12 protein-coding genes are annotated in these 11,838 nt (G+C 71.8%); 4 read left to right on the plus strand and 8 right to left on the minus strand.

Annotated features, from left to right (window positions below):
* Positions 1–572: 572 nt before the first annotated feature.
* On the minus strand, positions 573–1,853 hold the full coding sequence (gene tyrS, locus BMW99_RS31000; protein ID WP_069461862.1) for a tyrosine--tRNA ligase: 1,281 nt from the start codon (positions 1,851–1,853) through the stop codon (positions 573–575).
* A 152-nt stretch (positions 1,854–2,005) separates the two neighbouring features.
* Positions 2,006–2,644, minus strand: a complete 639-nt coding sequence (locus BMW99_RS31005) for a DNA-3-methyladenine glycosylase (RefSeq protein WP_075017988.1) — start codon at positions 2,642–2,644, stop codon at positions 2,006–2,008.
* A gap of 95 nt (positions 2,645–2,739) precedes the next feature.
* On the opposite strand from BMW99_RS31005, the gene BMW99_RS31010 reads away from it, so the two are divergent.
* The 3 genes from BMW99_RS31010 (at position 2,740) to BMW99_RS31020 (ending at position 5,345) form a co-directional block, all read left to right on the plus strand.
* Positions 2,740–3,537, plus strand: a complete 798-nt coding sequence (locus tag BMW99_RS31010; protein WP_069466588.1) for a sporulation protein — start codon at positions 2,740–2,742, stop codon at positions 3,535–3,537.
* An 80-nt stretch (positions 3,538–3,617) separates the two neighbouring features.
* Positions 3,618–4,157 carry a YbhB/YbcL family Raf kinase inhibitor-like protein gene (locus tag BMW99_RS31015; protein ID WP_069466587.1) on the plus strand — a complete coding sequence of 180 codons (540 nt, stop codon included), beginning with the start codon at positions 3,618–3,620 and terminating at the stop codon, positions 4,155–4,157.
* Between the two features lie 684 nt (positions 4,158–4,841).
* Positions 4,842–5,345 carry an HNH endonuclease gene (locus tag BMW99_RS31020; RefSeq protein WP_069466586.1) on the plus strand — a complete coding sequence of 168 codons (504 nt, stop codon included), beginning with the start codon at positions 4,842–4,844 and terminating at the stop codon, positions 5,343–5,345.
* Positions 5,346–5,423: 78 nt separating this feature from the next.
* Here the strand turns inward: BMW99_RS31020 and BMW99_RS31025 are convergent, their stop codons facing one another.
* The 4 genes from BMW99_RS31025 to BMW99_RS31040 form a co-directional block, all read right to left on the minus strand.
* Positions 5,424–6,191 carry a sulfite exporter TauE/SafE family protein gene (locus BMW99_RS31025; RefSeq protein WP_069466585.1) on the minus strand — a complete coding sequence of 256 codons (768 nt, stop codon included), beginning with the start codon at positions 6,189–6,191 and terminating at the stop codon, positions 5,424–5,426.
* 157 nt (positions 6,192–6,348) lie between these two features.
* Entirely contained in the window at positions 6,349–7,311 is a 963-nt protein-coding gene (locus tag BMW99_RS31030; RefSeq protein ID WP_069466584.1) for an SPFH domain-containing protein, read from the minus strand.
* Between the two features lie 138 nt (positions 7,312–7,449).
* Entirely contained in the window at positions 7,450–7,881 is a 432-nt protein-coding gene (locus tag BMW99_RS31035; RefSeq protein ID WP_075018013.1) for an NfeD family protein, read from the minus strand.
* A gap of 198 nt (positions 7,882–8,079) precedes the next feature.
* The gene (locus tag BMW99_RS31040) at positions 8,080–8,871 is read right to left on the minus strand and encodes an ABC transporter ATP-binding protein (protein ID WP_069465831.1); all 792 of its coding nucleotides are present in this window, start codon (positions 8,869–8,871) and stop codon (positions 8,080–8,082) included.
* A gap of 122 nt (positions 8,872–8,993) precedes the next feature.
* On the opposite strand from BMW99_RS31040, the gene BMW99_RS31045 reads away from it, so the two are divergent.
* The gene (locus BMW99_RS31045) at positions 8,994–9,782 is read left to right on the plus strand and encodes a hypothetical protein (RefSeq protein WP_069465828.1); all 789 of its coding nucleotides are present in this window, start codon (positions 8,994–8,996) and stop codon (positions 9,780–9,782) included.
* A gap of 89 nt (positions 9,783–9,871) precedes the next feature.
* Here the strand turns inward: BMW99_RS31045 and BMW99_RS31050 are convergent, their stop codons facing one another.
* The gene (locus tag BMW99_RS31050) at positions 9,872–10,516 is read right to left on the minus strand and encodes a response regulator (protein WP_069465829.1); all 645 of its coding nucleotides are present in this window, start codon (positions 10,514–10,516) and stop codon (positions 9,872–9,874) included.
* Positions 10,509–11,660, minus strand: coding sequence for a GAF domain-containing sensor histidine kinase (locus BMW99_RS31055; protein WP_075017989.1), 1,152 nt, complete (start codon positions 11,658–11,660; stop codon positions 10,509–10,511). The genes BMW99_RS31050 and BMW99_RS31055 overlap by 8 nt, the downstream gene beginning before the upstream one ends.
* Between the last annotated feature and the right edge of the window lie 178 nt (positions 11,661–11,838).

Below are 11,838 nucleotides of genomic sequence, written 5' to 3' on the forward strand. Positions count from 1 at the left end.
GCATGTGTTAAGCACGCCGCCAGCGTTCGTCCTGAGCCAGGATCAAACTCTCCGTGAATGCTTCCGGGCTATCCCGGCAACACACGAAAGAGCGGGACGATCGGAGGAATAATCCGACCGCCCACAGCGTCCTCGCTGTGTCTTGCCTTCCCGCTACAGGAAGGACTTTTCAAAGGAACCACATCCACCACGGCGAACCGTGAGGGACGGGGTATCAACATATCTGGCGTTGACTTTTGGCACGCTGTTGAGTTCTCAAGGAACGGACGCTTCCTTCGGTTCCCTTTCGGGCCCCTCCGGGCTTTCCCTTCGTTGTGTTCCCACCGTACCGGATTTCCCTGCCGAGTCATAATCGGCTTCACCGTTGTGGATTTCGGCATGCCGAATTCCGTCCCGGTGATCGGGAAGACGTAGGTAGTGGGTGGCCGCTCGTGAGGTGAGTGTCGGGTGAACCCGTCCCACCGTTTCAGCGGCTCGGACTACGTTACGCAGGAGCGGCGGCCGAGTCAAGCTCAGCCGCCGCTCAAACGTGGATTTTCAGCCGTGTCCGGCCGGGAGCGGCCGGATCGCGGTCAGCCGGCGGTCAGTTCGACCGCGCCGAGGTTGCGCTTGCCGCGCCGCAGGACCAGCCAGCGGCCGTGGATCAGATCGGCCGCGGTCGGCACCGCGTCCTCGCTCTCCACCTTGGCGTTGTTGACGTAGGCGCCGCCCTCCTTGATGGTGCGGCGGGCGGCGGACTTGCTGGGGACCAGCTCGACGGCCGCCAACAGGTCGGCGACCGGCGCGAGTTCCGTGACCTGTGCCCGGGGCAGCTCACTCAGGGCGGCGGCCAGCGTGCGCTCGTCGAGGTCGGCGAGCTCCCCCTGGCCGAAAAGTGCCCTGGACGCGGCGATGACCGCCGCGCACTGGTCGGCGCCGTGGACCAGCGTGGTCAGCTCCTCCGCCAGGGCGCGCTGGGCGGCGCGGGCCTGCGGCCGCTCCTCGGTCGCCCGCTCCAGCTCCTCGATCTCCTCACGCGTCCTGAAGCTGAAGGTCCTCAGGTAGCGCGCCACGTCGCGGTCGTCGGCGTTCAGCCAGAACTGGTAGAAGGCGTAGGGCGTGGTCAGCTCGGGGTCGAGCCAGACCGCGCCGCCCTCGGTCTTGCCGAACTTGGTGCCGTCGGCCTTTGTGAGCAGGTTCTGGGTGAGGGCGTGGGCGGAGCCGTGCGGCTGGTTGCCGGCGATGCGCCGGATCAGGTCCAGACCCGCGGTGATGTTGCCCCACTGGTCGCTGCCGCCGATCTGCAGCGTGCAGCCGTAGGCGCGGTAGAGCTCCAGGAAGTCCAGCGACTGGAGGATCACGTAGCTGAACTCGGTGTAGCTCATGCCCTCGCCGTCGAGGCGGGACTTCACCGTCTCCCGGGCCAGCATCTGGTTGACGCTGAAGTGCTTGCCGTAGTCGCGCAGCAGTGCGAGCGCGGACAGGCCCTCGGTCCACTCGTAGTTGTTGGCCATGACCGCCTGGGTGGGTCCCGGGGTGTCGAAGTCCAGGAACGCGGCGAGCTGCCCGCGCAGGGCGGTGACCCAGGACTGCACGGTCTCGACGTCGTTCAGCACCCGCTCGGCGCTGGGCTTCGGGTCGCCGATGAGACCGGTGGCGCCGCCGACGAGGGCGATCGGCCGGTGGCCGGCGAGCTGGAAGCGCCGCAGCGCGAGGATCTGGGTGAGGTGGCCGACGTGGAGGCTCTGCGCGGTCGGGTCGAAGCCGCAATAGAGGGTGAGGGGACCGTCCGCGAGCGCCTTGCGCAGGGCTTCCTCGTCGGTGGTCTGGGCCAGTACGCCCCGCCACCGCAGCTCGTCGACGATGTCCGTCACGGTGTCCGTGTCTCCTTGGGTCGGCGCGATGCCGTCGGTGGTCTGTCGGGGCGTCCACGGTCTCCGGAGAGGCGTGGACGCGGTGAGTCCGAGGGTACGCGGTGCGGCCGAGGTGGCCGCAATCGTTTCCCGCACCGGTCGCGCGGCCGCGGTCAGGACCGCTTGCGCGGGGTGTGGGCCCGGTAGGGGCTGACGGTGGGGTCGCCGTCGATCCAGTAGCGCCATGGGTGGCCGGCGCCCTCGCCGCCGACGCCGGTGCGCGGGCCGGTACGGACGGCGCCGGGGGCGGGCGGGGAGCCGGCGAGGATGCGGAACGGGCCGTTGCCGTCGGAGCAGGCGTCGGCCCCGTTGAGGGTGCGGTCGACGCTCAGCGCGGTGGCGAGGCGGGCGGGGCCCTGGGCCAGGTCGCTGGGCTTGCGGGAGGTGGGCCGGTGGGCGCGGGCCAGCGCGGTGCCCGCGGTGATCTCGCCGGCGCGCAGCAGCACTCCGCTGGGCTGTCCCTCGGGTCCGCAGACCAGGTTCAAGCAGTGCCACATGCCATAGGTGAAGTAGACGTAGGTGTGTCCGGGCGGGCCGAACATCACGGCGTTGCGGTCGGTGCGTCCGCGGTAGGCGTGGGAGCCCGGGTCGTTGGGGCCGTCGTAGGCCTCGACCTCGGTGAGTCGCAGGTCGATCGGTCCGTCGTCGGTGACCCGGACCAGCGTGCGGCCGAGCAGGTCGGGGGCGATCTCCAGGACGGGCCGGTCGAAGAAGGACCGGGGCAGCGGTGTCCGGTCGGGTGCGGTGATCACGGGGATCGAGCGTAGTGGAACCGCCGGGGCGTCCTCGGCGTTCGTAGAGTTCGCCAAGATCTGTGCAAAGAAGAGGCAAACCGAGAGGTGCGGGCATGGGGTTCAAGAAGCTGCTGGCGAGCCTGGGGGCGGGCGGGGCGTCGGTGGAGACCGAGCTGGCGCAGGCGGACGTGGTGCCGGGCGGTGTGGTCCACGGCGAGGTGCGCGTGCAGGGCGGCTCGGTCGAGCAGCGGATCCAGGGACTGTCGGTGGGCCTCCAGGCGCGGGTCGAGGTGGAGCGCAGGGACGCGCAGGGCAACGAGACGGAGCACCACCAGAACATCGAGTTCCACCGGGAGCAGATCGGCGGGGAGTTCGTGCTGCTGCCGGAGGCGGTGCACAGCGTGCCGTTCGCGCTGGAGATCCCGTGGGAGACGCCGGTGACGATGTTCCTCGGCCGTCATCTGACCGGGATGAACGTGGGGGTGAGCACGGAGCTGCAGATCGCCCGGGCGGTCGACAAGGGCGACCTCGATCCGGTGAACGTCCACCCGCTGCCGGCGCAGCAGGCCCTGCTGGACGCGTTCGGGCAGCTGGGGTTCGCGTTCAAGGGCGCGGATCTGGAGAAGGGGCGGCTGCACCACACGCGGCAGCGGCTGCCGTTCTACCAGGAGATCGAGTTCCGGGTGCCGAGCCAGTACCGCGGGCTGAGCGAGGTGGAGCTGACGTTCGTGGCGGACGCCGACGCGATGGACGTCGTGCTGGAGATGGACAAGAAGCCGGGCCTGTTCAGCACGGGGAGTGACACCCACCGCTCGTTCACGATGGGGATGCACGCGGTGGAGCAGACGGACTGGGCGGCGTACCTGCACGGGTGGCTCGCCGAGGTGGGCGGTAAGCGGAACTGGTTCTAGGGTTCTAGGCTCGCGTGCGAAGGCTCTGGCGGCGAGGTGACTCGCGGTCAGGACGATCCGGACGATCAGGAGGTGCCGAGGTGACCGAGCAAGCGCGGCGGCCGCTCCCCCACGATTTCCACCCGCCGGTCCCGGCGTTCACGGTGGTCAGCGACGACGTGTCGGCGGGGGCGACGCTCAAGGACGACCAGGTGTTTGCGGCGGGCAACACGTCGCCACAGCTGCGCTGGGAGGGCTTCCCGGCGGGGACGAAGAGCTTCGCCGTCACCTGCTACGACCCGGACGCGCCGACCGGCAGCGGTTTCTGGCACTGGGTGCTGTTCGACGTTCCTGCGTCGGTGACGGAGCTGCCGCGCGGTGCGGGCACCGGTGATTTCGCGGGGCTGCCGGCGGGCGCGGTGCAGGCGCGGAACGACTACGGCACGCGGGACTTCGGCGGGGCGGCGCCGCCGCCCGGCGACGGCCCGCACCGGTACGTGTTCACGGTGTACGCGGTGGACCAGGAGAAGCTGGGTCCGGACGCGGACGCCTCGCCGGCCGTGGTGGGCTTCAACCTGCGCTTCCACACGCTGGCCAGGGCGCAGCTGATCGGCGAGTACGAGAATCCCGAGGGCGCCTGACTCCGCCCGTTCCGCTGCGTGGTTAATCGTTTGCGGAGCGGTGCCGGGCCGCGCACAGTGGTGCGTGGCCCGGTGACGCGGCGGCCACCCGGACCATGTGCCCGGGCGGCTCGTGTTCCGGGTGGCCGGCACCGCTGCTGCGGGGGCGGCGGTGCGTCGCGCGGCGGATCCTCTCGTGCCCGAGCGGCCGGGGGTGTGGTCTGTCGTGCCCCGGCCGTCTGCCGGAGCCTGGGTCCGTCACCGGGCGTCCGCGCCGGCTGACGCGCTCCGGGTGCCCGTCTCACGGGGGGCGGGATCCGGGGCGCGGGCGTTCTCCGTGGTCCGCGCGGTGGCGCTGGTCCGGGGAGGTTCGCCGTTCGGCGTGGACGTTCGGCGTGGACCTTCGGCGTGGTCGTTCACGGTGCGGTCGTCCACGGTGCGGTCGCTTGCTTCGGATGATCGCCTTTTCTTTACCCGCCTCGCCGTTTCGATCGGCGTCTCACCGGTTGCCCGGCATTCGCCGCCGGGTGTGCGACCGGTCCTTGATCGTCATTCCCGGAACTTCCCCGGAGCTTTTCCGGAATGCCGTGTCCCGCTCACCTGCCGTCTGTCGTGGGGAAATTGCGTTGTCCACGGATCGGCCCCCGGGCACAGTGGACCCACTTCGCCCGTTGGGGGGCGACGGGGTCCGGGAGGTGGGCAGGGATGCGCGACACGCTGGTGCTGAATGCGAGTTTCGAGCCGCTGTCGACGGTGTCGCTGCGGCGTGCCGTCGTCCTGGTCATGCAGGACAAGGCGGTCGTCGAGCAGGCGCATCCCGGGCTGCGCATCCGCGCGGCCGACGTCGAGGTCCCGGTGCCGCAGGTGATCCGGCTCTGCCGGTTCGTGCGGGTGCCGTTCCGACAACGGGCGCCGTGGTCGCGGCGGGGTGTGCTGGTGCGTGACCGGCACCGCTGCGCGTACTGCGGGCGGCGGGCGACGACCGTCGACCACGTGCAGCCGAAGTCGCGCGGGGGTGGCGACACCTGGCTGAACACGGTGGCGGCGTGCGCGGAGGACAACCAGCGCAAGGCGGACCGTACGCCGGAGCAGGCGGGGATGACGCTGCTGGTCCGGCCGTTCGAGCCGACGCCGGGGGACGCGCTGCTGCTGGCGCTGGGTGTGCGGGAGCGGGAGCGCCTGCCGGAGTGGCTGGCGCTCCCGGCCTGACGGCGGCCCGGCGCCGCGGGCGTGCGGGACCGCGCGGGCAGAACGGGTGGGTGGAGCGCACGGCGCTCCGCCCACCGGTCATTTCAGGGCCAGTTGCACGATCGCGGCGAGGCCGACGACGACGATGAGGCCGCGCAGGGCGGTGGGCGGCAGGCGGCGTCCGATGCGGGCGCCGACCATTCCGCCGAGGGTGGCGCCGGCCGCGATCAGCCCGACGGCCGCCCAGTCCATGTGGGCGACGATGACGAAGAAGACGGCGGCGATGCCGTTGACTATCGCGGCCAGGACGTTCTTGAGGCCGTTGACGCGCTGCAGCGGTTCGTCGAGCAGCAGGCCCATCAGGGACAGGTAGAGGACGCCCTGGGCGGCGCCGAAGTAGCCGCCGTAGGCGCTGGCGACGAGCATCCCGAGGAGCAGGACGGGGCCGCCGTCGGTGGGGGCGCTGCTGCCGGCCGCGTCCCTGCGGGCCTGGACGAAGCGGGCGAGGCGCGGCTGCAGGACGACGAGGACGAGCGCGAGGCCGATGAGTACCGGCACGATCGCGTCGAACGCCTTGGACGGCAGCGTGACGAGCAGCATGGCGCCGCCGGCGCCGCCGATCAGGCACACGGTGCCCAGGCGCAGCAGCCGGTCGCGCTGGCCGGTGAGTTCCTTGCGGTAGCCGATGGCTCCGGCCACCGAACCGGGCACCAGCCCGAGGGCGTTGGAGACGTTGGCGGTGACCGGGGGCAGACCGACCGCGAGCAGGACGGGGAAGGTGATCAGCGTTCCCGACCCGACGATGGTGTTGATCGTGCCCGCACCGACGCCGGCCGCGAGGACCGCCACTGCTTCTGCTGGGGACATAGGGCTCTCCGTGATCGCTGTGCAGCCTCCCCGCCATGGAGGTCGAGGGGTGCGCGGTGATCATGCCAGCCGTGCGGACCGCTTGTCGAAGGCGGCGGCCGGATTCCCGCCGGGGCCGGCGGGGTTGCGGCGGACGTGCGGCGGGGTCGCTGCGGGATCAGTCCTTGTCGAAGCGGGGCGACTCGCGGCGAGGGGCGGGCATCGCGGACGGGTTCGAGCCGCCGTTGCCGCCGTTGCCGCCGTTGGACACGCCGGGGATGTTCATCATGCCGCCGAGGCCCTTGAGCGCGTCGTTGAGCTCGCTGGGGATGATCCAGAGCTTGTTGGCGTCGCCCTCGGCGATCTTCGGCAGCATCTGCAGGTACTGGTAGGCGAGGAGCTTCTGGTCCGGGTCGCCCGCGTGGATGGACTCGAAGACCGTGCGGATGGCCTGCGCCTCGCCCTCGGCGCGCAGGGCCGCGGCCTTGGCGTCACCTTCGGCGCGGAGGATCGAGGACTGCTTCTCGCCTTCCGCGGTGAGGATCTGGGACTGCCTGATGCCCTCGGCGGTGAGGATCGCGGCGCGCTTGTCGCGGTCGGCGCGCATCTGCTTCTCCATGGAGTCCTGGATGGAGGTGGGCGGTTCGATGGCCTTGAGTTCGACGCGGTTGACGCGGATGCCCCACTTGCCGGTCGCCTCGTCGAGGACGCCGCGCAGCGCCGCGTTGATCTCCTCGCGGGAGGTGAGGGTCCGCTCCAGGTCCATGCCGCCGATGATGTTGCGCAGCGTGGTGACGGTCAGCTGCTCGATCGCCTGGATGTAGCTGGCGACCTCGTACGTCGCGGCGCGGGCGTCGGTGACCTGGTAGTAGATGACGGTGTCGATGTTGACCACCAGGTTGTCCTGGGTGATCACCGGCTGCGGCGGGAACGGGACCACCTGCTCGCGCAGGTCGATCCGGTTGCGGATGGTGTCGATGAACGGGACGACGATGTTCAGCCCGGCGCTGAGGGTGCGGGTGTAGCGGCCGAAGCGCTCCACGATCGCCGCGCTGGCCTGCGGGATCACCTGCACCGTCTTGATCAGCGCGATGAAGACGAGCACCACCAGGATGATGAGGACGATGATGATGGGCTGCATGGCCGCTCCCGCGCCGGTTGAGCCGGATGTGTCACGTACGACGACATGATCAATTGTCGCAGACAGCCGGCGCGCTCCGGGCGGGGATCGGCGAATTCCCCTCGCCCCGCGGCCTGTTGTCCGCCGGTTCGAGGCCTGCTACATGACGACGGCGGTCGCGCCGTCGATCTCCACCACGTCCACGTGATCCCCGGGGTCGAAGACCCGGCCGGTGTCCAGAGCCCTGGCCGACCAGACCTCGCCGCCGAGTTTGATCCGGCCGCCCGCGCCGGCGTCGACCCGCTCCAGCACCACGGCCCGCTTGCCCTTGAGGGCGTCGATGCCGCTGCGCTGCTCGGGGCGCTGGCGGTTGCGGTAGGCCAGCGGCCGGACGAACACCAGGAGCGCCACGGACACCGCGACGAACACGATCACCTGGGCCACGATGCCGCCGCCGAGTCCCGCGGCGGCCGCACCGGCCACCGCGCCCACCGCGAACATGCCGAATTCGGGCATTGCCGTGATCACCAGCGGGATGCCCAGTCCCACCGCGGCTATCAGCCACCACACCCATGCGTCCACGTGGTCAATCGTAGGCGCCAACGCCCTTGGCAGGGCAGGTTCTTGTCGTGCGGGACATGTGAACCGGCCAGCTCATGACCGGATCCGGGCACGGCATGGCCTTCGCGGTGATCTCGGGCATGTGCGGGGAAACGTCCCGGAAGACCTCCGGGGAAGGGGGCGGTGAGCGGGGACACCGCGACGCCGCGGAGATCCCCACAGAAGGTCCTAGCTCAGGGGCAGGCCCGCGGCCGTCCAGCGGTCGCCGCGGCGCTCGACGACGAGCGGCAGGCCGAAGCAGACCGACAGGTTGCGCGAGGTCAGCTCGTCCTCGATCGGGCCGGCGGCCACCACCTTGCCCTGGCGGATCATCAGCACGTGGGTGAAGCCGGGCGCGATCTCCTCGACGTGGTGGGTGACCATGATCATGGAGGGGGCGATCGGGTCGCGGGCCAGCCGGCCGAGGCGGCGGACCAGGTCCTCGCGGCCGCCGAGGTCGAGTCCGGCGGCGGGCTCGTCGAGCAGCAGCATCTCGGGGTCGACCATCATCGCGCGGGCGATCAGGGTGCGCTTGCGCTCGCCCTCGGACAGGGTGCCGAACTTGCGGTCGAGGAAGTCGTTCATCCCGAGCCGGTCGAGGAACGCGCGGGCCCGGTCCTCGTCGACCTTCTCGTAGCCCTCGTGCCAGGTGGCGGTCATGCCGTAGGCGGCGGTGAGGACGGTCTCCAGCACGGTCTGGCTGCGGGGCATCTTCTCCGCCATGGCGGCGCCGGCCATGCCGATCCGGGGCCGCAGCTCGAAGACGTCGACGCCGCCGAGCTTGTCGCCGAGGATCTGGACGGTGCCAGTGGTCGGGAAGAGGTAGCTGGACGCGACGTTGAGCAGGGTGGTCTTGCCGGCTCCGTTGGGGCCCAGGATCACCCAGCGCTCGCCCTCGGCCACCGACCACGAGACCTGGTCCACCAGAGCCCGTCCGTCGCGGACCACGGATACGTCCACCAGCTCCAGTACATCGCTCATGAGCGCGTTGTCTCCCATTGCAGTCTCGGCAGTCCGGTGTGCCCACGTCGGCACGGGCCAGAAGGAACCCCCGGGGAAAACTTACGCCACCGCGCACCGGGTCCAGTCCATAGGCTGGGGGCATGCTTGATGAACCTCGCTCCGGGCGGCTGACCGCATGGGGAAATGCCCTCCTTGCCGGACTTGCCGCACCGGATGACGTCGCGGAGCGGATCACCGCGGAGGACGCGATCCACCGGATCGCCGAACTGCCGGGCGAGCACACCCCCGTGGGCCTGACGCTCGGACTGGGCCGGCTGCGGGCGATGGGTGTGACGGGCCTGCGGCTCGCGCTGCCCGTCGCGGGCCATCCGCTGGGGCTCAGCGGACCGCCGGAGTTCAACGCGCTGGCGCTGGCCGCCGGGCAGGCGGTGATCACCGTCGGGGCGCTGTCCCTGGGGCTCGTCCCCGAGGTGCACGAGGCCGGGCCGGCCGGCGACCTGCACGTCGAGGTCGAGTGGCAGTGCCAGGTCGTGCGGGACGCGCCGCCGGCCGACGTGCCCTCGCTGGGCGAGGCCGAGCGGGAACTGGCGGAGGCACTGCGGGACGCGACGGACGCGCTGGCGCGGCTGGACGTCGCCGGCGCGGGGCCGTCCGCGCAGGCCGCGCTGGAGGCGTACCGGGCGCGGGCCGAGCGGGGGCGCGAGGTCCTCGCGCCCGGCTATCCGCCGCGCGCGGTACGGGTCCTGGAACTGGCCCAGCGGGTGGCCGCGCTCGTGGACATCGCGGCGGACGGGCACGGGGCCGCGATCTCCGCGTCGCAGATCGCGGCCCGCGCGGAACTGCTGCGCCCCGTCGAGCGGACGGCCCGCCGCGCCCAGGTCGCCGCGTACAACGCGTACGTCGAGGAGATCGACCGCCGCCGCCCGTAGGCCGGGTGGGCCGGCCCCCTGGGGTGTGCGGTGCGTGCGGCTGCAAGGCGAGGGAGGGAGGCGCCGCGGAGATCCGGACGACGGACCCCCTAGCCGCCGATGCCGTTGCGGACGGCCCAGAGCGCCGCCTGGGTGCGGTCCGCCAGGTCGAGCTTCATGAGGATGTTGGAGACGTGCGTCTTCACCGTCTTCTCGGACAGCACCAGGGCCCGCGCGATCTCGCGGTTGGACCGGCCGTCCGCGATGAGGCCGAGCACCTCGCGTTCGCGGTCCGTCAGCGTGGTGGCGCGTCCGGTACCGGACGTGCCGTGGTCCTGCGCGAGCAACGCACCGGCCACCTCGGGCTGGAGGAGGACGTGCCCGGCGTGCACCGAGCGGATCGCGTCGGCGAGCGCCACCGGGTCGACGTCCTTGTAGACGTATCCGGCCGCGCCGGCCCGCAGCGCCGGTACGACGGTGCGCTGCTCGGTGAAGCTCGTCACTATGAGCACCCGCGCCGGGTTCTGCGCGTCGCGCAGCAACTGGAGCGCCGCGATGCCGTCGGTGCCCGGCATCTTGACGTCCATGAGGATCACGTCGGGCCGCAGCTCCTGCGCGCGGGCGACGCCCTCCGCGCCGTCGGCCGCCTCGCCGACGACCTCGATGTCGCCCTGGACCTCCAGGAACGTGCGCAGGCCGCGCCGTACGACCTGGTGGTCGTCGACCAGCAGGACGCGGATGACGCTGTCAGCCACCGGGCACCTCCATCTCGATGACGGTGCCCTTGCCGGGCTCCGATTCCACAGCCAGCCGGCCGCCGACGCCGTCGGCCCGGTCGCGCATGGACACCAGGCCCAGGTGCCGGCCGGCCTGCCGCACCGCGTGGGGGTCGAACCCCCGCCCGTCGTCGCTGATCCGCAGCCGCACGCCCTTGCCGCGCCCTTCGAGGGTGACGCTGACGGTGCCGGCGCCGGCGTGCCGCAGCGCGTTGTGCAGGGCTTCCTGCGCGACCCGCAGCAGCGCCTCCTCCTGGGCGGCGGGCAGCGCCCGCACCTGGACGGCGTGGAAGCTGACGCCGGCGGAGTGCACCCGGTCCAGGACCTCGGCCTGGGTGCGCAGGGTGGCGACGAGGCCGTCCTCGTCGAGGGCGGCGGGCCGCAACTCCACCACGACGGCGCGCAACTCGTCGGCGGCCTCCGCGGCGAGCGCGGCGACCTGCCGGATCTCCTCCTTGGCCCGGCCGGGCTGGCCGTCGACCAGGGCGGCCGCGGCCTGCGCGGTGAGCCGCAGCGAGAACAGCTTCTGGGAGACGGCGTCGTGGAGTTCGTGCGCGATGCGGGCCCGCTCCCCCGCCAGCGTCAGCTCGCGGCTGCGCTCGTGCAGGCGCGCGTTGGTGAGGGCGATGGCGGCGTGGTCGGCGAGGATCCGCAGCAGGTCCTCGTCGTCCTGGGTGAAGCCGCAGCCGCCGCCGGGCTGCCGCGGGCACTGCTTGTTGGCCAGGAAGACGGCGCCCAGGATCTCCTCGCCGTCGGCGATCGGCATGCCGATGAAGTCCTTCATCACCGGGTGGGCGCGCGGCCAGCCGGCGAAGCTGTCGAACTCGCGGACGTCCGACAGGCGCTGCGGGGTGCCCTCGTGGAGCATCGCGGCGAGCACGCCGTGCTGCCGGGGCAGCGGGCCGATGGCCTTCCACTGCGCGTCGGTGACGCCGTCGACCACGAACTGCGCGAAGCCGCCGTGGTCGTCGGGCACCCCGAGCGCGGCGTACTCGGCGCCGAGCAGCTCGCGGGCGGAGGCGACGATGGTCTGCAGGACCTCGCGCACCTCCAGCCTGCGGTTCATCGCCAGGACCGCGGCGCTGACCGCTTCGATGCCGCCTCGCGGCGTCCGGGGGGACATGCCCCCACCGTACCCGCGGCGGGTGACAGCGCGTATGCGCCGCCGGACGGACCGTCCTGGTCCGTCGGTCCTAGTCAGGGGCCTAGTCCCAAGTGCCCGGGGTGCCTGGTGCGGGCGGCCGAGGCGGAGGCCGCCGCCGCGTTCCTACGGTGAAGCCAGGTGGTCCGGCGCTGGTGCC

This window comes from Actinacidiphila rubida (assembly GCF_900110255.1).
Taxonomy (GTDB): Bacteria; Actinomycetota; Actinomycetes; order Streptomycetales; family Streptomycetaceae; genus Actinacidiphila; species Actinacidiphila rubida.

What these genes read in the sequence shown, in the direction of transcription:
- BMW99_RS31010 (WP_069466588.1), top strand. Translation starts at nt 2,740, where the DNA reads ATGGGGTTCAAGAAGCTGCTGGCGAGCCTGGGGGCGGGCGGGGCGTCG.
- BMW99_RS31020 (WP_069466586.1), top strand. Translation starts at nt 4,842, where the DNA reads ATGCGCGACACGCTGGTGCTGAATGCGAGTTTCGAGCCGCTGTCGACG.
- BMW99_RS31025 (WP_069466585.1), bottom strand. Translation starts at nt 6,191, where the DNA reads ATGTCCCCAGCAGAAGCAGTGGCGGTCCTCGCGGCCGGCGTCGGTGCG.
- BMW99_RS31030 (WP_069466584.1), bottom strand. Translation starts at nt 7,311, where the DNA reads ATGCAGCCCATCATCATCGTCCTCATCATCCTGGTGGTGCTCGTCTTC.
- BMW99_RS31040 (WP_069465831.1), bottom strand. Translation starts at nt 8,871, where the DNA reads ATGAGCGATGTACTGGAGCTGGTGGACGTATCCGTGGTCCGCGACGGA.
- BMW99_RS31045 (WP_069465828.1), top strand. Translation starts at nt 8,994, where the DNA reads ATGCTTGATGAACCTCGCTCCGGGCGGCTGACCGCATGGGGAAATGCC.
- BMW99_RS31055 (WP_075017989.1), bottom strand. Translation starts at nt 11,660, where the DNA reads ATGTCCCCCCGGACGCCGCGAGGCGGCATCGAAGCGGTCAGCGCCGCG.